This window comes from Pedobacter sp. ISL-64, from assembly GCF_018613605.1.
Taxonomy (GTDB): domain Bacteria; phylum Bacteroidota; class Bacteroidia; order Sphingobacteriales; family Sphingobacteriaceae; genus Pedobacter.
Map to the genome: position 1 here is coordinate 214,602 of NZ_JAGGPU010000004.1, position 23,109 is coordinate 237,710.

Genomic DNA, 23,109 nt, shown 5'->3' on the forward strand with positions numbered 1-23,109 from the left:
GTTCATTAGCCAATCATATCTGCAGGATTCAACATAATTGGCTTGGTTTTTAAGTAAGCTAGCCAGTTGATGTCAATTTTGTTGATTAAATGGATAATTTAGAAGAGTAAAGCCCAATAAATTATCACTTAGTTGCAGATTAAATATAAAGCGGCTTATTGGCAGGTAGGGTATTTTGTTTAAATCCATGATTTTACCAGGTGCATTAAACTTTCATTTTTTGCATCAGCTCAATAAACCGACGCTAACCAAATATTTATGATATCCCACATGAAGACCGTTATTCAGAAAAGAATTGTTTTGATTTTTAAGCTAGTTGTATGCTTTATATGCCTTGGCATTACAAGCGTTAATGCTCAAAAAACTGTTTCCAGACCTTTAAAGCTTTGGTACAATCAGCCAGCCAGGGTTTGGGAAGAGGCACTGCCTCTGGGCAACGGAAAAATGGGTGCCATGGTATTCGGAAACGTACAGCGGGAACGGTTACAGCTAAATGAAAGTACCCTATGGTCTGGCTATCCTGACACTGGAAATAACGCTGATGGGCCAGGTCTGCTACCGCAGGTAAGGAAAGCAATGTTCGAAGGTGATTATCTAAAAGCTACGTCGCTATGGAGCAAAATGCAGGGACCATATTCGGCAAGATATCTCCCTATGGGTGATTTGTTTTTGGATTTTGACCATAAAAATACGGCTTTTACAAATTACTACCGCGAACTTAATCTAGCTAAGGCGGTATCGATGGTAAAATATACCGTAAATGGAATTAATTATACCCGGCAGACTTATATGAGTTATCCCGATCAGGTATTGGTGATGAAAATAACGGCAAATAAGGCAAATTCAATTAGTTTCAGTGCTGGTTTAACGAGCAAACTGAAATATATTGTTGCAAGCGCAGATCAACACCAGTTGATTTTGAACGGTAAAGCGCCAAAATATGTGGCTGCAAGAGATTACGATCCGCAACAGGTGGTGTACGATGAAAAAGAGGGAATGAATTTTCAGATCCGGCTGAAGGTGACAAATGTTGGTGGAACCGTGAAAAGTACCTCTTCAGCTTTAACGGTAAGCAAGGCAACAGAAGTGGTGATCTACCTAACAGGTGCAACAAGTTTTAACGGTTTTGATAAGTCGGCAGGTTTAGCGGGTAAAGATCCTTCGGTACAAACGCGCTCAAATATGAACAAAGCCATTAAAAAAGGCAATTCGCAGCTTTACACTAACCATGTAAGTGATTATCAAAACCTTTTTAACCGGGTAAAATTTGAACTGGGAGATCCAGATCCTAAATCGGACCAGTTGCCAACAAATGAGCGGTTGCTGCATTTTAAGAACAGCACGGTTCCCGATCATAATCTGCTGGCACTCTATTATCAGTATGGAAGGTACCTGCTAATTTCAAGCTCAAGAAAAGGAGGCCAGGCTACGAACCTGCAAGGCCTCTGGAATGATCTGGTGCAGCCACCCTGGGGCAGTAACTATACCACCAATATAAATACGCAGATGAATTATTGGCTGGCAGAAAATACTAATCTTACCGAGTGTAATGAGCCCTTATTTAACTTCATCAAAAACCTTTCGGTTAATGGGGCAGCAACAGCCAAGGTGAATTATAACATCGGTAAAGGGTGGGTAGCGCATCACAATTCGGATATCTGGGCCAAAACCTCAACAGTTGGAGCCTTTGATAAAGAGGAGCGGGAGATGCCAAGAAAAACCTGCTGGCCAATGGCTGGAGCCTGGCTATGTACCCATCTGTTTGAGCATTACTTATACACCAATGATACCCTTTTTTTGGAAAAAACGGGTTATCCTTTAATGAAAGGTGCAGCAGAATTTATGTTGGAATGGTTAATAGAAGATCCTAAAACGGGCTATCTGGTTACCAATCCTTCCACTTCTCCCGAAAATGTAGTTAAAATAAAGGACAAAGCCTATCAATTGAGTATTGCCTCTACAATGGATATGTCGATTATCAGAGAACTTTTTGAACAGTGCATACAGGCCTCGCAGGTTTTAAAAAACGATTTTGCTTTTGCAGAACAACTTAAGCAGGCTAAAGCCAGGTTATATCCTTATCAGATTGGGCAGTACGGACAGCTACAGGAATGGTTTCAGGATTGGGATGATCCTAAAGATCAACACAGGCACATTTCTCAGCTTTACGGACTTTATCCTGCCGGACAGATCAATGTTTATCAAAATCCGGCACTTTCATCGGCAGCAAAACAGTCTTTATTGCATCGTGGCGATGTGAGCACAGGTTGGTCTATGGCATGGAAAACAAACTGGTGGGCCAGGTTGCAGGATGGTAATCATGCTTATCAGGTGCTGCTATCGGCATTAAATTATATTGATCCACTTTCGCCAAAAGGGCAGATGAGCGGTGGTGGTGCATATCCAAATCTTTTTGACGCACATCCTCCCTTTCAGATTGATGGTAACTTTGGGGCAACTGCCGGGATGACAGAGATGTTGCTGCAGAGCCATTATAGTGAGCTGGTTTTGCTCCCTGCACTGCCTGATGCATGGCAATCGGGCAGAATAGAGGGGATCAAAGCAAGAGGAGATTACAGTGTAGCAATACAATGGGCAAACGGGATGCTCAAAAGGGCATTCATTAAAGCAAACAGAACCGGAAAATGTAAAATCAGGACATTTACGAAAATTAAGATTAATAATTCGAATGCAGACCCGCGAACAGATGGTATTGAAAACGTTGTGGAAACACAATACCTTAACCATAGCAAAAAAGCGCTGCGGCCGCTCAATTTAAAGCAAAGTTATGTTTATGAGCTCAACGTTAAAAAAGGTGAGACTTATTTGATCACTTCTGCTGATTAATTAATCAGCCATTGCATACAGCACCAAAAGGGGGCAATTTATTTTTTGTTACCCGATTTTGTGCGAAGATTTAGGTTTCATTTGTAAGTGTTATACCCATTTATTTTTCTCTGGTCAGATTGTTCTGTGGTAAATATTTGTTTTTCAGGCCTTTAAATTGTTTTGTTAATCTGCTAACCCTACCAGATCCGTTTAAAAGCTATTTTGACATCATCAATAACAGGCAATTTAAAAGTTGTATGCTGGGTTAACCATTCAACTTTAGCACCAGGCATGCCTGGAAGGGATAAATATTGCCATTTTCATCAGGAAAGGATTTTTGAACCTGAATAAGTTATTTGCCAAAATAGTTGACTAATTCGCCAATTCTTGCACCAACTATTTCTTGTTTTATCCTTTAATTGCAGTAACCAAATATAAAACTAAAACGTATGAGTAACAGAAATTACCCAGGTTTTGAGAACCATTGGCGTTTTTTTACAAGCCATTTGTTAAACGTCAGCAATCGGGCCGTTCGGCCTGTCTCTTCAGTCCACTTTCCAATAACTTTTAATTCAGCGGTATGAAAAGAAAATTTACAAGATTTTTCTCTGCGCATTTAATTCTGCTTAAAGTAGCCGTATTTGCGTGTTTGTTAACTTTAATCAACACTGATCTTTCTGCCCAGGGACAAACTAAGGTTTCGGGAACTGTAAAAGACCGTAGTGGGGCAGCCCTGCCAGGAGTAACGGTTCGGGTAAAAGATCAAACCGGTGGCGTATCTACTGATAATAACGGGAAGTTTACCATTTCTGTAGCCCCGAATGCTATTCTTCAGTTTAACATGATCGGTTATACAACCATTGAAAGGAAGGTTGTTGATGGCGCAATGAACATTGTGCTGGAAGATGCATCAAGCGCGTTAGACGATGTGGTTGTAATCGGTTTTGGCGGTAAAGTTAAAAGAAGCGACCTTAGTTCTGCTGTTTCTTCTGTTTCGGCCAAAGATATCCAGGAGCGGCAACCGGTGGACTTGTTGAACGCCTTGCAGGGAAAAGCATCAGGGGTAACTGTAACTACTGATGGTGGCCCTGGAGGTGAAGGGACGGTTCAGATTAGAGGAGTTACTACCTTAAACGGTGGTGCTGGCCCCCTTTACGTGGTTGATGGTGTAATTACAGACAACGGCAGAAATATTAATCCATTGGATATTGCAGGCATCGAAATCCTCAAAGATGCAGCTTCTGCTTCTATTTATGGGGCACAGGCCGCAAATGGGGTAATTTTGATTACCACAAAAAAAGGTGTAGAAGGTAAACCCCGGGTTGATGTGCAGTATACACACTTGTTTGGCAAGCTTGCACATAAACTCCCGCAGAGCAACTCTGAAGAGGTTAGGGCCTTTAGAAGGCTGCAAAATGGCGGATTGATCACAGCTGGTTCAAATACAGATTCATTAAATGTTTCTTTTAATTCAGATAATGACCTTCAGGATCTGTTGTTGGGTAATACCGGCCAGCGCAACCAGGTAAATGCGAGTTTGGCAGGAGCCTCTAAAACCTTTAATTATTATTCAAGTGTTAATTATATCGACGATCAATCAATTGTGATCAACAGTTTTGCGAAATCACTTCAAACCAGGTTAAATATCTCCTATCAGGCACTGCCTAAACTTAAGTATACCTCCAATTTTTCGCTCTATTATCAAACGAAGAATGAAATACCCATTGCAAGAACGGTAAATGTTATTTTTGACAGACCTGCAAACTCACTGATCTATTATCCCGATGGCGCATTAACAAGTTACATTGCCTCGAAGCGGAATCCTGTGGCCAATGCGATGTATGAGATCAATAAAACCGAAACCTATTCGGCACAGATCAACAACCAACTGGATTTTGATATTACCAAGCATATTAAATGGACCACACTATTTAACCTGGCTTACGAAAATCCTCAGTATACCTTTTTTGCGCCACGTTATGTAAGTCCGAACCGGAACACAAACAATGGTATAAATGAACTGACCAAAAATTTCAGATATGAAGCACAAACCTATTTTAACTACAACCAGAAGTTTAAAGACCATACTTTAAGTGCAACATTGGGTGCAAATGCCATCCGCAGAACGCAAAGTGTATTTCATCTGGAGTACCTGAATGCAGCAAGTGAAGAAATTACCGTTACACTACCAGCTTATCTTACAGGGTCTAAAACTTATACTACGGGCACGGCCAATACCAACCAGGCTATTTTTGCCAGGGTAAATTACGATTATAAAAGCAGGTATTATGCAAGTGCGGTGTACCGGAATGATGGTTCTTCGCGTTTTGGCCCGGAGAACAAACGCGGATCCTTTTATTCAGGATCGATGGCATGGCGCTTTTCAGCAGAAAAGTTTATGGACTGGTCTAAATCATTTCTTGATGATGCCAAAATCCGTGCAAGCTATGGCCGGGTGGGTAACGATCAGATCGAGGATTATGGTGCAATTACAAAAGTACAGTTTGAGGGGAATTATAATGGAATAGGTGGAGCAGCCTATAATACTTCGATAGGCAACAGCCTGATCAAATGGGAAACAGGGATTCAGAAAAACCTGGGGCTGGATCTTACTTTTCTGAAAGGCAGATTGAACTTTACCGGCGAACTTTATGAGAAAGAATCGAAAGACCTGTTGTATCAGCGTCAGTTGGTTAAGGAAACGGGCTTTTCAACGGTTATCGTTAACCTTGGTTCTATTGTTAATAAAGGGATAGAATTCACCGTTTCCGGTACACCGATTTCCAAAAAGAATTTTTCATGGAACATAGATGCTAATATTTATTTCGAAAGGGGCACAATCAAAGAACTGGCAGGCGGTGTTCCGTTTATTGCAGGTAATAAATGGTATGTTCAGGAAGGTGGAAAGATCGGCGATTTTTATGGATGGAAAAACCTGGGCGTTTATCAATGGAACGAATCTAACGCCTATAACGATAGCTGGGATAAATTGACCGTAGTATTGGGTGCAGATAAAAAACCTTTGTATGTGAACGGAAAACCACAGTACACTTTCAACGGCCAGCCGTACAGTGGAACGGTTCATAACCTATACGATCCTTCAGGTAAACTTGTTGGCGGAGATACCGAATGGGCAAATATAAAAAGAGACAGTTTAATAGATGACGGCGACCGCCATGTGATCGGCAATGCTCAGCCTAAGTTTAACATCGGTTTTGGTAATACATTTAACTATAAAAGATTTTCATTGAATGTGCTGTTTAACGCATCTATAGGTGGAGATATCTACAATACCCTGTTGTATAATGCAAACAATCCTTCCAATACGGGGCCTGGTAATCCTGACATGCTGTACAATTCGTGGCAGAGACCTGGCGATATTGCAAAATATCCATATTATCCAAACAGGCCTTCCAGGGGGAATTTAAAGGCGAACGGTAACAGTGCCTATCTGGAAAGCCGTTCTTTCATCAGGCTTGCGAGTATGAGGTTTGCCTATAGCATGGATCCTGCGCTTGCAAAACGGGTTTACCTTAAAGGGATAACTGCATTTATATATGGGACAAATTTGTTAACCTGGACAAACTACAAGGGCTACGATCCTGAATTTAGCAGTTCTAACCCTTTAACGCCTGGTGATGACACAGGAAAGTACCCTAAAAGAAGAGAACTTGGATTTGGTTTAAACATCAGTTTATAATAAGGATATGAAAACAATAAAATATACCTGTATTTTCATGTTATTGCTCGCTATGGGCAGTTGCAAAAAATATCTTACAGAGGCGCCTGTTTCGCAGGTGTCGAGCGATAAATTCTATAAATCTAAATATGATATTGATGCGGCTATGGCCGGGATGTATTCTGCTTTTCAGCTCACTATGGTGGGCGAATCGCAGTTTAACGACCGCTACCATTATTGGGGCGAATTCAGGGCAGATAATTTCGACCGTTTTCTCTCTTACACCAATACTTATACCACCGAGATCGCATTAAACGCCCTGACCACAGATAATCCATATGCAGATTGGTCAAGGCTTTACACTGTGATTGCCCGCGCGAACAGTAACATCAAATACATCCCTGGTGTACCCACTTTAGATAATAATGTTACCCAGGCAATTGTGAATGCAAACCTTGCACAGTCGTATGCCATAAGAGCCATAGCTTATTTTTACCTGGTGAGGGTTTGGGGCGACGCGCCTGTTTGGTTGGAACCTTACGAAGATAGCCAGGTTGCCGCAGAGCGGGAAAGGACCAAGGCATCGCAGATTCTCGACGATGTGATCATCAAGGATTTAAAAACAGCTTATGACCTAACGGTTAAAAATCAGAATGCATCGGTATATTATATGAATGAAGGTGCTATATGTGCAGCCCTGGCAGATGCCTATATGTGGAAAAAAGACTATACAAATGCCATCCTTTGGATTAATAACCTGTTTAAGGCGAGGAATCCAAAAGGCGCACTTTACACAGGTACATCTGATGCCAACCTGGAACCAACGGCCAGTTGGAAAAGTATATTTACAGCCCCTGCTGCGAGCGTAGAAACCATCTGGTCTATCCACTGGGATTTTACCACAAATAGCTGCGCCTGCATGCAGATATCTTATTCGCCCAATAACAGACAGATGCAGCTCGATCCGCTTTTGTATGCCAGTTACTTTCTGCCCCAGACCCAACCTGTACATACCAACGATATCAGGCCCAAACAAACACTGGATGTATATGCGGTCGCCAACCCCACACTCAACAACCGTGACCGTTTCCTTAAATTTTATCCGAGCCCATCAAACCCTGTTGGGGCAATACCGTCTACAGAATTAAACCTGTATTACAATCAGAATACTCCGGTTTATTTGCCAATGTACAGGTTATCTGATGTTTACCTGCTCTATGCCGAGGCGCTCAACGGAAACAACGATTTGCCCAACGCACTTAAATATTTAAATTTTGTGAGAAAAAGAGCCAATGTAGATCAGTATCTGGCCACAGATGTTAAGGTAAGTGCTAAAGCAGCAATGGAAAATGCAATTTTAGAAGAGCGCCAGTATGAACTCATCGGCGAAGGTAAACGCTGGTTCGACCTGGTAAGAACAAACAAAGTGAAAGAAATTATGGATCCCGTGTTAAAAGACCGGCAGCTTAGAAATGGAAATACTGATATTGTAGGTTTTACGGATATGCGCCGTTCTTATTGGCCATTGAGCAGGGCAGTAATGAATTCCAATAAAAAATTGGTACAGAATCCTGGTTATGGCGAGTAATGGTTAATTTTTAACAGTGGGCCTGTCTATAACAGCAGGCCGTAAATGATATGGAAATGAAAGTTTTTAAAAATAGAATATTGCCATCAATTTTATTGATTTTGATTGCGATTAGCCAAAGCGGCTGCGGAAAAATGTTCGGTTTAGAACGCCAGAAAGATTACGATTATGTAAAGAAAACGCTTGATCCCAATATTGGTGTATCGGCCCGTAAGTTTCTGGAAGACAGGGCATCGGGTACGGGCATGGCAAACGATCCGACTGATACCGTTTTTAAGTATATGAAACTGGGCTTGGAGTATGCGGGGATAGACCTTGCAGAATACGAAAAAAGTGACCGTACCTTTCTTTTTCTACATAACCTTGGGGTTAGGGTACTACCAACAAAAGTAACCAATGGCGTAACGGTAACAACCAGCAACATACCAACAGCAGGTTTGTGGTTCGATTATCCAATTGTTACTGGTATCAATCCCACCACAGGCCTACCCATAACCAAGCCCGCAACCAAATGGAGCGATTACCCTAAAGAAGATGTAAAGAATTATTTTTTATATCTGATTGGCCAGGGCAAGTATAATTTTGATAATCTAAATGCCAATAATGTCCCTGTAAAATCAATTCTTCCCGCAAATGCGGTTTTGTCCAAATCATCAATGTTGGGTTATGCCAACAATGGCAAGGGCTTTGACGAAAATGGCATTTTTTATCTGAAAATATTGAATAACAGCGATCAGGCACCAATTGTACATAACAACAGAACCAATGACCGCAGTGCTGGTTATGTGGCTACCAATGGCATTGTACACGTTTTTGGGGCATCGATGGCACCCTCATTGTAACCTGTGGAAGACCGACCGGGCATAAAATGTGTGCCCGGTTTTTATTGGATTTTCTACTATAACCTATATCGCAAAAAGAATATGCCCAGGAGAGGTTCCGATTGCATGTATTTAGCATCAACATCGTTATGAAATTGATCAGATTGTTACTTTTTACCGTATTGCTATTAAACCTGCATTTTATTTTAAATGCTCAGGGCATTACCTGGACACCAGTAGCGCCCGGCGTGTGGAAAGGTGTATTTGGTATTCCCGAACCTTATGATCTTTTAAAAGCTTCGGGTGCTAAACCAAATCAAGAATCTTTAGGCAAATTAGGGGAGGCTATATTTCCTTTTTCTGATCAACCCATAACAGCGCAGCTTAACGATGGCAAAACGTATTTAAGAATCCCACTTGATAAAACCGAGCAGTTATATGGCTTCGGACTGAATTTTCAAACCATACACCAGCGGGGAAAGATCTTGGAACTGCATGTAGATCATTATGGTGGAAAAGATAATGGCCGAACGCATGCTCCGGTACCTTTTTATGTTTCATCAAACGGATACGGCGTCTTTGTCAATTCGGCACGATACCTTAAAGTATGGGCAGGTACTGCGATGAGGAAAGACAGTAAAAATTTTCCCATACCACAGGATAGAAATTCTGATAAAAGCTGGTCATCCCGAAACAATGGCGACGAAGTAGAAATTTTAGTTCCGGCAGCTGGTGTAGAAATTTACGTTTTTGCTGGGCCTAAACCTTTAGATGCAATTAAAAGGTATAATTTATTTAATGGTGGAGGATATCTACCACCGCGCTGGGGGTTGGGTTTTACACAAAGGGTAATGACCCGTTCAACTGCTGCCGATGTAGAAAAAGAGGTAAATAGTTTTGAAGAAAAGGGCTATCCTTTAGATTTTGTAGGCCTGGAGCCTGGTTGGCAAAGTAAAGCTTACCCAGGTACGTTTTCATGGGATAACAACAGATTTGCTGAACCGGCTGCTTTTGTAAAAAGCATGTTGGCCAAAGGGATCAGGCTCAATCTTTGGATTAACCCTTACGTTTCGCCGGATGCACCATTTTATAAAGATATTAGGCCCCTAACCGCTTCGCATACCGTATGGTTAGGCGCAGTACCCGATTTTACTTTATCAAAAGCAAAGCAGCTTTTTTTTGATCAACTGCAAAAAGACCAGGTAGCGATTGGGATAAGTGGATATAAAATTGATGAAGTTGACGGATATGATTATTATTTATGGCCAGATGTGGCCACTTTTCCATCAGGGATTAGCGCCGAACAAATGCGTCAAACTTACGGGCTATTAATGCAACGTTATTCGGCAGAACTGTTCAAAAATAGCAATAAACGTACTTTTGGTTTGGTCAGGGCATCAAACGGAGGAGGTACTTCATTTCCTTACGTAATCTACAACGATTATTATAACCACGAAGATTTTATTACCGCACTCATTAACAGCGGTTTCGCTGGAGTATTGTGGACACCCGAGGTGAGGGCTTCCAAAACCGGAGAAGAATGGTTACGACGGTTCCAGTCCAATGTTTTTTCGCCTATGGCCATGATCAATGCCTGGGCAAGCGGAACCAAACCCTGGACTTATCCCGATGTGGAAAAACAGGTGAAGGAATATGCTTTATTAAGGATGAGGATGATGCCTTATTGGTATAGCGAATCTGCTAAATACCATTTTGAAGGTATACCACCATTTAGGGGAATGAATTTAGAGGAAGGATTTACACAGGGGGTAAAAACAGAGAAGCGGGTAAATGTTAACCTTGAAGAAAATCCTTACGCAGAAGCCGTTTCGAAAGAAATTAAAGATCAGTATATGGCGGGCGAATACTTGCTTGTTGCGCCAATGTTTACCGGGCAAACCGAACGCAAAGTAATTTTGCCTAAGGGCAAGTGGTATGATTTTTACACGGGCGCTTTTGTTGGCGATGGCCAGGTTATCACGGTAACCCCCGGCTTAAATAAGATTCCGGTTTACGTTAAAGATGGCGGTATAATCCCATTGATGCCAGCCTTACTCCATGCACCAAAATTAGGTACGAAAGTAGATCTCGAAATCCGCCACTATGGAGAAAAAGCCAGTGAATATAATTTATATGACGATGATGGAGAGACTTTTGAATTCGAAAAAGGAGCGTTTACCTGGAGGAAAATTAAAGTTGAAAGGCTGAAAAACGGCCAGTTAAAGGGAAGCATCTCTAAACTGGAAAAAGGAAAACCGAATACCATTGGTAAAGTAAGTTTCTCATTTATGACTAAATAACATGATGCTAAAAATTAAATATGCGCTGTTTTTATGCTTTGTTTTTGCTTTTCAGGCTAAAGCGGGTGATGCCTATACTGCTGATGCGGCTAAAGTGCTGAAAAAACAAATTTTACAAGAAGCAAAATGGGCGTTAACGCAAGTGCCAATAACAGTTACTGCACAAAGTTCTCCACGAAGTGCAGGTGGCAGACACGATTACTTTTCGGAAGGCGATTACTGGTGGCCAGATCCAAACAACCCAAAAGCACCTTATATTCAAAAAGATGGGTTAACCAATCCCGATAATTTTGTTGCCCATCGCCATGCGATGACCCGTTTCAGTAAAATTATTGGAGCCCTGGCAGCAGCTTATAAAATTACGGGAGAGGAAAAGTATGTTAAACATGCATTTCTACATTTAAAAGCGTGGTTTGTAAACGCAGGAACGTTAATGAACCCCAGTCTGTTGTTTGCACAAGCCATACAAGGAAGATTTACCGGGCGGGGAATTGGCATTATAGACACCATACAATTGATGGAGGTTGCGCAAGGCATTTTAGTGATGCAACATTCAAAAGCTGCAGATAGCAAAGCATTAGCAGCGATTAAAAAATGGTTTGCTGAATATTTAACCTGGTTAACTACGCATCAATATGGTAAAGACGAAATGAACGCCGAAAACAATCACGGAACCTGCTGGACCATGCAAGTGGCTTCATTTGCCAGGCTTACCGAAAACAAAGTGCTACTTAATTTTTGTAGAGAACGCTACCAAACGGTGCATTTACCTAACCAAATGGTAGCAGATGGCAGTTTCCCGAGAGAAACTAAACGTACCAAACCTTTTGGCTATTCGCTCTTTAATTTAGATGCGATGGCTACACTTTGTCAAATCTTATCCGATAACGAAACCAATTTATGGACTTTTCAACTGGCCGATGGGAGAAGTATAAAAAAAGGAATTGAATATCTCTATCCTTTTGTGAACGACAAATCGCTATGGCCTTTTCAAAAAGATGTAATGCATTGGGAAAACTGGCCGGTTGCCCAACCCTTCTTACTATTTGGCGCAAATGCCTATCAAAATGAAATCTGGTTTAAAACCTGGAAAAAATTAGATCATCAACCAAAAGATGAAGAGATAATTAGAAACTTACCCATTAGAAACCCATTAATATGGATGTAATGAAGAAACTTTTAGAAGTTCAGTTAATTCCTATAAATTAATTACGATGAAACTTAAATACAGTATTGCCACAATTATTTTATTAGCCACTCAAACCTGTGTTTTTGCACAAAAAGTAAATGTTAAAAAAGCATTTCAACAGGCAGCTGATCAAACCAAATTAATGTTGCAGGAAGTAGAAAAAGCTGCCGACCCTGCCAAACCAGAACTAATTTCGCCAAGAACATTAGATAATGGAAAGCTAAAATTGGTGGCGAGCAGAGATTGGACAAGCGGATTTTTTCCGGGGGTACTTTGGTATTTGGACGAGTATTATAAAACCGATGAATGGAAAGCAGCGGCCAGAAAGTTTACCACCTTTATAGAAAAAGAAAAAACCAATGGCACGACGCATGATATGGGTTTTAAAGTTTTTAGTAGCGTAGGTAATGCATTTCGCTTAACTGGAAATGCCCATGATAAAGCGGTAATTATTGAAGCGGCAAAAACTTTGTCAACTCGCTTTAACCCTAAAACAAGCGTGATATTATCCTGGGACCATAGCAGGGATAAATGGGTAAACCCTGTAATTATTGATAACATGATGAATTTAGAATTGTTATTTGAAGCGACGAGCCTAACCGGGGATTCAACTTTCTATAAAATTGCAGTAAGCCATGCCAATACCACCATGAAAAATCATTTCCGCCCCGATTTTAGCTCGTATCATGTAATCGATTATGACCCGAATACGGGTGCTGTGCTGAAAAAGAATACCCATCAAGGTTATAGTCATGAATCTGCTTGGGCCCGCGGACAAGCATGGGGTTTATATGGGTATACCATGTGCTATCGTTACACTAAAAATCCAATTTACTTAAAACAGGCAGAAAATATAGCAAAATTTATTTTCGATCATCCCAATATGCCGAAAGATTTAGTGCCCTACTGGGATTTTAATGCACCTCAAATCCCGAACGAGCCAAGAGATGCATCAGCTGCTGCAGTTATGGCTTCAGGCTTATATGAATTAAGCAGATACAGTAACCAAGGAAGTGATTATTTTAAAAAAGCAAACCAGATTTTAAAAAGTTTAAGTACAAACTACATTGCGCCGATTGGTACGGCCAAAGGCTTTATTTTATTGCACAGCACAGGCTCAAAACCGTCAAATAGCGAGGTGGATGAACCACTGAGCTATGCAGATTATTATTATTTAGAAGCGTTGCTAAGGTATAAAAACTATAAAAAATAGCAGGCCTAATTACCGATTAAAATAACCAAATAACCTACAATATGAAATTCAATTTTTGCCTAACAGCTATCCTCATCGGATGTTCGATCTACGGATCTGCAAAAGATTACAAAATAAGCACGGCAGCTGAATTAGCTGCGTTAAAACTGTTACCAGGCGATAAGGTAATCGTTAAAAATGGGGAATGGACAAATCAACAAATGATTTTTAGAGGTAATGGCACACAGCAAAATCCTATTAGGCTAATCGCAGAGCAGGGTGGTCAAGTATTTTTTACAGGTGCATCATCACTAAAAATTGATGGAACCTGGCTAATCGCCGATGGTATATCGTTTAAAAATGGTTTTACAAAAGGTGAAGATGTGATTGTTTTTTCAGAAGAATCTGCTAATTGCCGTTTAACAAATTCTTCAGTTGTAGGCTATAATCCACCTGATAAGGCTAAAGAATATACGTTTGGTTCCCTGTATGGTAACCGTAACCGGGTAGATCATTGTTATTTTGAAGGTAAAACTAATCAGGGTCCAACTCTTGTGGTGTGGCTATCCGATAAACCAAATTACCACCAGATTGACCATAATTATTTTGGCTCTCGGCCGGATATTGGTGGAAATGGTGGAGAAACCATTCGAATTGGTACCAGCACTTGGTCGTTTCATGATTCATTTACAAAAGTTGATGCCAATATTTTTGCCCATTGCGATGGTGAAACCGAGATTGTGTCTGTAAAATCTTGTAAAAACACCATCTCTAATAATTTATTTTTCGAAAGCGTTGGTACGTTAACCTTGCGTCATGGGAATAATAATGAAGTATTTGGAAATATTTTTATCGGAAATAAAATTGCAAATACTGGGGGTATCCGTGTTATTGGTGAAAACCATAAAGTACACCATAATTATTTGCAAGGATTAACTGGTACAGGTTTAAGAGCTGCCATTTCGGTGATGGATGGGCTGCCTAATCCAATTTTGGTAAGCCATTGGCAGGTAAAAAATGCGGAGATTACAGCCAATACCATTGTTGATTGTACAGAGGCTTTTTCAATAGGCGCTGGAAAAAATGCCGATCGAATATTAGCTCCACAAAAAGTAGTCATTACCGATAATCTGGTAAAAGCAGATACCAACCCGGTAAGTTGGGCAGATAAAGCAGCTGATGTAACTTTTAGTGGAAATATGCTGGATGCAAAGTCAGCCCCACAAGATCTTGGAAAAGGCTTTAGTCTTATCGATGCGAAATTTGAAAAACAGCAAGGTATCTGGAGCTTAAAAGGTCAGAAAACCGGAGCCAATCTAAATAGCGATCAACTTTCAATACTAAAAACAAAGAATATTGGCCCAAACTGGTTTAAACCGGTGCAAGCAATGGTAGTAAAATAAACCAAATTAATAACGATAGCTTGGTTACTGTATTTTAAAAACAAAGGTTTATAATTTCATTTCTTAATAAAATAGTATGATAAAGAAAATCAGCTTCTTGCTTTTGATATTTGCGTTTTCTGCCCCTATTGCCAAATCTCAGCAGGCATTATCAAAAGATAAAAAAATGGAATGGTGGCGGGAGGCCCGTTTTGGAATGTTCATCCATTTTGGGGTATATGCCCAGTTGGCAGGAGAATATAATGGACACCAGCAAACCCGTGGTGGTGCCGAATGGATTATGAACAGGATGAAAATACCAGTTGCGGAATACAAAGCAATAGCGGAACAATTTAATCCTGTAAAATTTAATGCTGATGAATGGGTGAGGATGGCCAAAGATGCCGGAATGAAATATTTGGTGATTACAGCTAAACACCATGATGGTTTTGCTTTATTTGATTCGAAAGCAAGCGATTGGGATATTGCGGATGCCACGCCCTATAAAAAGGATTTATTAAAACCATTGGCTGCGGCCTGTAAAAAGTATGGCATCAAATTGGGTTTTTATTATTCGCAAGCACAAGATTGGGGAAACCCAGGCGGTGCAGCTGCGAGAAGGGGAGTGGCCGAAGGTTGGGCAAATCCAGATAGTACACAAATTAACAACTATACTTTAGCCCATAAAGGACATTGGGACCCGGCACAAGAAACTTCAACTTTTGCACAATATATAGATCGGGTTGCAGTGCCACAGGTAAAAGAACTGATGACTAATTATGGTGATGTTGCAGTATTATGGTGGGATACACCCACTAACATGACCGACGATGCGGCCCTAAAATTACAAACGCAGTTAAAATTACAGCCCAATATTATTACTAACGATAGGTTAAAACGCCCTAATTTTCCTGGTGATACCAAAACCCCAGAGCAAAAAATCCCTAATTTGAGCGAATTGGATGGGCAGGATTGGGAAACCTGTATGACGATGAACGGAACCTGGGGCTTTAGAAACTCCGATACCAACTGGAAATCGTCAACTACTTTAATTCATAATTTGGTTGATATTGCATCAAAAGGTGGTAATTATTTATTAAACGTTGGTCCAAAACCCGATGGCTCTTTTCCGGAAGCAAGTGTAGAACGTTTAAAAGATTTAGGTGGCTGGATGAAAATTTACAGCGAAGCCATATACGCAACTCAGGCAAGCCCTATTCCGGATCAAGCCTGGGGCAGGATAACCCGAAAAGACCTTAAAAATGGAAATACTACCTTATATTTTTCTGTTTTTGACTGGCCAGAAAATGGCGAATTGGTAGTGAAAGGTCTAAAAAATGAGGTGGTTTCTGCGCAGTTATTAAACAACAACAATAAAGTAAGCTGGACAAAAGCAGCCGATGAAATGATCTTTAAACTTCCAATATCGACTCCAAATGAAGTAGCAAGTGTAATTAAGGTTGAGGTGAAAGGCAAAATGCAAACCTGGTTTGGCGAATTAGGTAAAGAGAAAATGAAAACCGGATCAATAGATTAATGATATGATGAGGATTTTAAGCTGCTTAATTTTATCTGTTATATGTTTTATGCCTGCAACAGCGCAAAAAGTAACACCACTTTGGCAAGATTTTATAACTGCCAAAGCACAAGGCAAAACACCAAGTTTACCCGATTTTTCGTATGCCGGCTATCATTTTTCTGAAAAAGAAATCCCACCTCTTTCTGGTAAAAAAGTATTTAATGTACTCGATTTTGGTGCTAAACCCAATGATAATCAGTATGATGACGATGCGATTCAAAAAACGATAGATGCTGCTGAAAAAAATGCGGGTGGTGGCGTGGTTTTCTTCCCGGCAGGTAAATTTTTATTGGCGAAAGATAATGATAGTACCAAGCAGATCAGAATTTCTAAAAGTAATATTATTCTAAAAGGAAGTGATAGCGGATTAGGCGGGACAGAAATTTATCAGGATAAAATGAGAATTAATGGCAGGCAAATTTTATTTAAACCTGTTGGGAATGCTCAAAATAGATTAACAGCAATTACCAAAAATGCCGAACGTGAAAGCTTTTGGGTAGAAGTGAAAAATAGTGCCCGGCTAAAAATAGGAATGGATGTTGTTTTAAAGCACAGGAGCGAAGAATTCACAAGATTGTACTTCTCACCACTGGTACTAAAACAGCAGTGGACAAGGTTGTTTGGCAAAGATGGTGGAATGTTGATTAATGAGATTCATACTATTGAAAAAATTGAAGGGAACAGGGTGAAATTTAAAAATCCTATACATTTTGACCTTATTTTAGTAAAGAGTGCTCCTTTTGAACTTTTAAATTATAATTCGATTGAAGAATGCGGTATAGAAGATATCAGATTTACCAGTAACTGGAAAACTTACCCTGAAGAGTTTGTTCACCACAAAAATGCGATACACGATTATGCTTATGAAGCGGTAGGTATGGAGTATGTGAAAAATAGCTGGGTACGGAACTGCGAGTTCCAAGATTGGAATGAAGGCTTATTCATCCGTTCAGGCTATCAGGTTAGTGTACTGAACGTAAATTTTACAGGTAAGAAAGGTCACGCTTCTGTTCATGCCCGTACCGGTTACGGCGTTTTAATTAAAAATTGCAATTTCAATGATGCGCAACATCATGGTGCAGGAACAGGTTATAGTGCTGTAAATACAGTAATTACACAATGTACTTTGGGTACAGACCAAAATATCGATATCCATTCTGGACAACCTTTTGCAACTTTGTATGATGATATTCAGGGCGGGGTTTTTTACAACCTGGGAGGGCCTGAGCCTGGTCATCCCCATCATGCTAAATATTTGGTGTTATGGAATTTTAGGCATCAGTCTGCGAAGGAGCAGCACTATAATTTTTGGGATTTGGTTAGAAGGCGGAATTATTCGATTGCACTACCTTTTTTGGTGGGCTTTCAATCTAATCAGAAAGTTACTTTTGAAAATGTGGGAATCAATGAATCGCAAGGACATGAAGTATTGCCCCGATCTTTGTTCGACGCGCAACTTCAATTGCGATTAACAGGAAAGAATATTGCCGAGTAACGGGTTTAAGTTATTTATAATGAGCCATAAGAAAAAATAGCTAAAGCAAAGGTTGCTGCTGGATAGTTAATTTGGTAAAAAGTAAACCATTGTATGCTTTTCTGGCTTTAACTGATTTGAAATATATACACAATGAAAAAAAATATTACCATAATCTTAGGCTTGCTAATTGGCTTTCCTTTTATAGGTTTTTCTCAATCTGCTGATTTAAAAAAATGGCCTAAAGGAGTATCACCTGAAGAAATAGGCACAAAAGTGGCTGCCAGGTTTGTGGCCACTCCGCATACCAATTTTAACAAACCAACTCCACCCAGGGTAATTACATATGCAGAAAGCTGTGCCTGGTACGGTGCACTAAAGTTCGCCAAGGCATCGGCTAACAGTAACCTGAAAAATGAGCTGATCAAAAGGTTCGAACCGATGTTCGCCCAGGAAGCTGGTATGATCCCACCGGTAACCAATGTGGATTATGCGGTTTTTGGATCCGTACCACTTCAGCTTTTTATACAAACAGGCGATAAAAAATATAAAGAAATGGGGCAAACCATTGCTGATAAACAATGGGCTATGCCAGATTCTGCCGTAAAAGTTAGCCCGGTCCAGTTAGCAGCCTTTAAAAATGGTTACACCTGGCATACACGGATGTGGATAGATGATATGTTTATGATTACTGCCCTGCAGACCCAGGCTTACCGGGCTACGAAGGATGAAAAATATATCAATAGGGCAGCTAAGGAAATGGCATTGTACCTGGATTCACTTCAGAAACCAAATGGCTTATTTTATCATGCACCGGATGTTCCTTTCTTTTGGGGGCGGGGCAATGGATGGATGGCGGCGGGCATGGCCGAAATATTAAGCTCCCTGCCGGCAAACAATCCCGATCGCCCACGAATTATGAAGGGTTATAAGACCATGATGAGGTCTTTGTTGGCCTACCAGGCGCCATCAGGCATGTGGAGGCAATTGATAGACGAGCCTTCATCATGGGAGGAGAGCTCATCAACAGGAATGTTTGCTTATGCCTTGGTGGTAGGTGTGAAAAAAGGTTGGCTAGAGAAAGAAAAATATGCTCCCGCGGCAAGAAAAGCCTGGCTAGCGCTCGTATCTCACCTGGACGAAAATGCCGATGTAAAGGATGTGTGCGAAGGCACCAATAAGAAAAACGATAAACAATACTACCTCGACCGTAAAAGAATAGTTGGCGATATGCATGGGCAGGCACCTATTCTGTGGACTGCTGCAGCTTTGATAGATTAGTAGTTTAATCCTGCACCATAAATGTTTATTTTTTTGAATTCAATATACCGTCGCTTACGCAGGTGCCTTCTGAATGAGTTATTGCTAAATACATAAATTTTCTTCGGGATGCGGGTAGGCACCATTTACCCGAAGAAAATACCCGAGATCTGTAGATCGTGATGATGGCAAGTTAGTTAATTGGTGTGTTGAGAAATAAATTCACGCTGATAACTTAATGGACTTTTTCCTGTTGTGATTTTGAAATATTTATGAAAACTGGCCATGTTGTTAAATCCACTTTCATAGCACAACTGTTTAATGTTGAGTTTGTTCTCAATTAATAGTCTGCAGGCATGGCCAACCTTTATTTCGGTGAGAAACCGTGAGTATGTTTTGCCTGTTTTAGATTTAAAGTACCTGCAGAATGAATTTGGACTGATTACAGCTACATTTGCAATTTCTTCCAGGTGTATTTTTCTCCTGAAATTTTCAAGGGTGAAATTGTATATCGCATTGATCTTGATGTTCGCGGTTTCGTCGTAATCCTGCTTAAAACCAATAGATGAAAGTTTAACCGTATGGTTGCAGTTGGCGATTAGGTTGAGCGCTTCCATTAGTAATATGATACGGGCTGAGCCCTCTGATACCAGCATTTTTTCCAGCAGGTCTGCAACTTTTGCCTTAATTTTGCCGTTCACCTGCAGGCCCCTTCTGCTGCTTTCGAGCAATGATTTAATAGCCTTATTTTCCGGTAGGTTCAGGAACTGGTCTCCCCAAAAGTTCTCGCTGAAATGTGCTACGCGCACATCGGCACGTGCTTTCGACTGATCTTCGAAATAACTATCGTCAAATCTCCAGTAATGAGCCAGATGAGGGCCTACCAGCACAATATCTCCTGATCTAAAACTTTTAATGTTGTCGCCGATAAATTGCGTTCCAACGCCTTTTTTGAGATGGATGAGCTCAATTTCCGGATGATAGTGCCATTTGTTGTTCATGTGCGGAATCAGGTCTCTTCTTACACTAAAAGATTGTGTAGGCGCTGTTGAAACTTTTAGTAATTGCGGTTTCATATCTGATTTATATTTATGGTTAGTCTCTTAAATATACTACAAAATTAGATGTCGTTTAATGCTTGTGCCAATATTGTTGAGTGATTGGGTAATATTTTCCTGTTATGCGATATTATTTTTACACGAGATATTATCATGGCATTAATTAACCCCTCCGGGTATTACAGTAACAATTTTTTAGGCTTGTTAATAATGACTAATTGCAAAAAAAGAATAGAAATTATAAACTAAAGTCCATTAAACATTTTGCTACTCAGGTATAGTCTGAAATCCTTAATCCTGCCTGTTTCCATGTCCTGGCGCGGCAATACCTTAATGCCGCTAATGGCCGTTTGTGCGCCCAAATCAATTACAACCTGATGTGGATGTTTTGGACTGTTATCTTTCCATTGGCTATGCCAGATACTGGTATATTGAAGATCAAATACATTTTCCGATTTGCCATCCTGGCTTTTCAGCTCCTCACTATCTACATATAGCACTTTCCATAGGTTCCTTGGAATTTGCCTGCCATTTTCGTCTAAAACTTCCAACTCCGCGAGGGCTGTAAAAGCATCGTCTGCAAAGTTGTTTAGTGCCTCAAGGGCAATATATCTACCATTTTTTAAAGGAAAATTAAAGGTTTGCCACGAAGCAGAATTTTGCATTGTTCCACTATAAACCAATTGGTCTGCGTTATTTCCAAATTGCTGCCGGGCTTTGCGGTGGTTGCTGCTAATGGCTTTCACCTCAGTAAGGCTGTCGAGAATCGGTTTTTCTAATCCCTGCAGGCGTGCTGCAACCGGGCGATGGAGATCGAGCACCACCACCTCGTTTTTTCCTACATTTAACCATACTCCCGGAACATACATGGTTTGAGTAGGACCAATATTCCAGTAGCGGCCAAGGCAGTGGCCATTAATCCAAACTATACCTTTTTTGAACCAGCGCATATCCAGGTAAAAATCATTTTTGTTTTTAGTCTTAAAACTGCCCTTATAAAAAGCCGGTTCGTTTAGTTTTCCTGCTGTTCCAATCGGCTGAAATTTAAATGGAGGATTTCCCTCACCTAAGGGAATTGAATAATGTTTCCATCCTTTTAACTTAACTTTTGAAGTATGAGTGATTTGATAAACTTCGCCCAATAAACCTTTGCGGTCGTGCATATATTCGCCAAAATTTACGCGGCCCATGGCCTCTACCAGTATCCGAAGCTTGCTACTCTTTGCAAATGCTGGTAGATCGATACTGCGCTCATTTTTCATTCTGTTCAATACGCCAATCAATTTCTGATCCAGGTATACTTCCGCATAATCATGAACTTCGCCCAGGTCGAGCGTGCTTTTCGCTCCGGCAGGCAGGGTGGTCTCGTAAGCCACCATTCCATATCCCTGGCCCAGATCTTCCATATTTAAGGTCGTATCAGCTAATATGGGTTTGCCCAGTTGTGCAAAAATAGGGGCAACCTCCGTTAGATTAAATGGCGCAATCTTCTGTACTGGTATTGCCGGAGGTAATTCTGGCAAAACTTCTCCTGGTTGCAGATACTTTTTAAGCATATCCCGTAAGGCATAGAATTTAGCATTAGCCGATCCGTTTTCGCTAATGGGTGCGTCGTAATCGTAACTGGAAGTTTCTGGTACATATGGCTGGCAATTGGCTCCTGCCCATAAGCCGAACGAAGTTCCGCCATGGATCATATAGATACTGAATGAAGCCCTCTGTTGGAGCATATATTCCAGTTCTTTCACCATGCGGTCTGACGAACCGGTATGGTGCGCATTGCCCCATGAATCGAACCATCCGGGGTAATATTCACCACACATTAAAGGTCCTTCAGGCTGAACCTCGCGCAAAGCTTTAAAACCCGCTTCAGGATTGCTTCCGAAGTTTACCACGGCAAAAAGATCTTTCTGTACATCATTTTTTAGCTGAACCACCCCGTCGCAGGTAAAAAACGGAACGTCGAATTTAGCTTCTTTCAAGTATTCCCTAAGTTTTAACAGGTAATCTTTATCGCTTCCATAACTCCCATATTCGTTTTCTACCTGCACCATCAGGATAGGGCCACCGTGGGTAATTTGCAAGGGGCTTAATACACGTCCAACTTCTTGCAGATATAAACGGCTACGCTCCAGGTAGTAGGGATCCTGTGTGCGTAGTTTAATGTCTTTCTTTTGCAACAGCCACCACGGAAAACCGCCAAACTCCCATTCGGCACAGGAGTAGGGGCCTGGGCGTAAAATTACATACAATCCTTCCTGTTGTGCTATTTTACAGAATTCTGCTGCATCCGCCTGGCCTTCCCAATTGAATTTGCCTGGTGTAGTTTCGTGGAAGTTCCAGAACAAATAAGCACAAACAGTATTCAAGCCAACGGCCTTCACCATTTTTAAACGCTGCCTCCAGTAAGCTTTCGGGATCCTGGCAAAATGCAGTTCGCCACAACGGATCACATAAGGCTTACCGTTAAGGATAAAAGATGCTGTACTGATCTTAAAAGGTGCCGATGTTTCCTGTTGGGCTAAAACCGATTGGAAACAGAATGCCGATAGCATAAAAAAAAATAAACCGACTAGCTGCTTTTTCATGATTTGGTGATGTTTAAACAAACATTTAACACAATGCTAATCAAAAAAAGAATAAATAAAATAAGTAAAAATTACGCATTCGATTGCGGTATATAAAACAATCGATTGTGTAATTTTTAGGCCTGTTCAGGCCATATTCCGCACAGCTTTTTACAATTTATTTTAATTAG

The 23,109-nt window shown here is 40.7% G+C and carries 13 protein-coding genes; 11 read left to right on the forward strand and 2 right to left on the reverse strand.

The annotated features are described in order from the left end of the window. The first annotated feature begins 270 nt into the window (after window positions 1-270). From J7E57_RS05635 to J7E57_RS05685, 11 genes are all read left to right on the forward strand, one after another. A complete protein-coding gene (locus J7E57_RS05635; protein WP_215125973.1) occupies window positions 271-2,847 on the forward strand; it encodes a glycosyl hydrolase family 95 catalytic domain-containing protein in 2,577 nt (858 codons plus the stop codon). Window positions 2,848-3,409: 562 nt separating this feature from the next. Then, window positions 3,410-6,529, forward strand: a complete 3,120-nt coding sequence (locus J7E57_RS05640) for a SusC/RagA family TonB-linked outer membrane protein (protein ID WP_215125974.1) — start codon at window positions 3,410-3,412, stop codon at window positions 6,527-6,529. 7 nt (window positions 6,530-6,536) lie between these two features. Beyond that, window positions 6,537-8,096: a RagB/SusD family nutrient uptake outer membrane protein gene (locus J7E57_RS05645; RefSeq protein WP_215125975.1), complete on the forward strand. Its 1,560-nt coding sequence runs from the start codon at window positions 6,537-6,539 to the stop codon at window positions 8,094-8,096. Window positions 8,097-8,152: 56 nt separating this feature from the next. Beyond that, window positions 8,153-8,938, forward strand: a complete 786-nt coding sequence (locus tag J7E57_RS05650) for a hypothetical protein (protein WP_215125976.1) — start codon at window positions 8,153-8,155, stop codon at window positions 8,936-8,938. A gap of 128 nt (window positions 8,939-9,066) precedes the next feature. After that, a complete protein-coding gene (locus J7E57_RS05655) occupies window positions 9,067-11,217 on the forward strand; it encodes a TIM-barrel domain-containing protein (RefSeq protein ID WP_215125977.1) in 2,151 nt (716 codons plus the stop codon). Between the two features lies 1 nt (window position 11,218). Beyond that, window positions 11,219-12,385: an alginate lyase family protein gene (locus J7E57_RS05660; RefSeq protein WP_215125978.1), complete on the forward strand. Its 1,167-nt coding sequence runs from the start codon at window positions 11,219-11,221 to the stop codon at window positions 12,383-12,385. 46 nt (window positions 12,386-12,431) lie between these two features. Beyond that, complete coding sequence (locus J7E57_RS05665; RefSeq protein ID WP_215125979.1) at window positions 12,432-13,619, forward strand: glycoside hydrolase family 88 protein; 1,188 nt, start codon at window positions 12,432-12,434, stop codon at window positions 13,617-13,619. A 41-nt stretch (window positions 13,620-13,660) separates the two neighbouring features. Next, a complete protein-coding gene (locus J7E57_RS05670; RefSeq protein ID WP_215125980.1) occupies window positions 13,661-15,001 on the forward strand; it encodes a polysaccharide lyase 6 family protein in 1,341 nt (446 codons plus the stop codon). Window positions 15,002-15,077: 76 nt separating this feature from the next. Next, entirely contained in the window at window positions 15,078-16,517 is a 1,440-nt protein-coding gene (locus J7E57_RS05675) for an alpha-L-fucosidase (RefSeq protein WP_215125981.1), read from the forward strand. Between the two features lie 49 nt (window positions 16,518-16,566). Further along, window positions 16,567-18,054 (forward strand): DUF4955 domain-containing protein, encoded by a 1,488-nt coding sequence (locus J7E57_RS05680; protein ID WP_215125982.1) that lies wholly within the window; start codon window positions 16,567-16,569, stop codon window positions 18,052-18,054. 132 nt (window positions 18,055-18,186) lie between these two features. Then, window positions 18,187-19,314, forward strand: coding sequence for a glycoside hydrolase family 105 protein (locus J7E57_RS05685; protein ID WP_215125983.1), 1,128 nt, complete (start codon window positions 18,187-18,189; stop codon window positions 19,312-19,314). A 176-nt stretch (window positions 19,315-19,490) separates the two neighbouring features. On the opposite strand, the gene J7E57_RS05690 is transcribed toward J7E57_RS05685, so the two are convergent. Next, complete coding sequence (locus tag J7E57_RS05690; RefSeq protein WP_215125984.1) at window positions 19,491-20,369, reverse strand: AraC family transcriptional regulator; 879 nt, start codon at window positions 20,367-20,369, stop codon at window positions 19,491-19,493. Window positions 20,370-20,596: 227 nt separating this feature from the next. Beyond that, window positions 20,597-22,939, reverse strand: a complete 2,343-nt coding sequence (locus J7E57_RS05695) for a beta-galactosidase (RefSeq protein WP_215125985.1) — start codon at window positions 22,937-22,939, stop codon at window positions 20,597-20,599. Between the last annotated feature and the right edge of the window lie 170 nt (window positions 22,940-23,109).

Bases quoted from the DNA above. Each gene is read 5' to 3' on its own strand.
- J7E57_RS05635 (WP_215125973.1), top strand. From the start codon at position 271: ATGAAGACCGTTATTCAGAAAAGAATTGTTTTGATTTTTAAGCTAGTT.
- J7E57_RS05690 (WP_215125984.1), bottom strand. From the start codon at position 20,369: ATGAAACCGCAATTACTAAAAGTTTCAACAGCGCCTACACAATCTTTT.
- J7E57_RS05675 (WP_215125981.1), top strand. From the start codon at position 15,078: ATGATAAAGAAAATCAGCTTCTTGCTTTTGATATTTGCGTTTTCTGCC.
- J7E57_RS05695 (WP_215125985.1), bottom strand. From the start codon at position 22,939: ATGAAAAAGCAGCTAGTCGGTTTATTTTTTTTTATGCTATCGGCATTC.
- J7E57_RS05680 (WP_215125982.1), top strand. From the start codon at position 16,567: ATGCCTGCAACAGCGCAAAAAGTAACACCACTTTGGCAAGATTTTATA.
- J7E57_RS05645 (WP_215125975.1), top strand. From the start codon at position 6,537: ATGAAAACAATAAAATATACCTGTATTTTCATGTTATTGCTCGCTATG.
- J7E57_RS05640 (WP_215125974.1), top strand. From the start codon at position 3,410: ATGAAAAGAAAATTTACAAGATTTTTCTCTGCGCATTTAATTCTGCTT.
- J7E57_RS05665 (WP_215125979.1), top strand. From the start codon at position 12,432: ATGAAACTTAAATACAGTATTGCCACAATTATTTTATTAGCCACTCAA.
- J7E57_RS05655 (WP_215125977.1), top strand. From the start codon at position 9,067: ATGAAATTGATCAGATTGTTACTTTTTACCGTATTGCTATTAAACCTG.
- J7E57_RS05650 (WP_215125976.1), top strand. From the start codon at position 8,153: ATGAAAGTTTTTAAAAATAGAATATTGCCATCAATTTTATTGATTTTG.
- J7E57_RS05660 (WP_215125978.1), top strand. From the start codon at position 11,219: ATGATGCTAAAAATTAAATATGCGCTGTTTTTATGCTTTGTTTTTGCT.
- J7E57_RS05670 (WP_215125980.1), top strand. From the start codon at position 13,661: ATGAAATTCAATTTTTGCCTAACAGCTATCCTCATCGGATGTTCGATC.
- J7E57_RS05685 (WP_215125983.1), top strand. From the start codon at position 18,187: ATGAAAAAAAATATTACCATAATCTTAGGCTTGCTAATTGGCTTTCCT.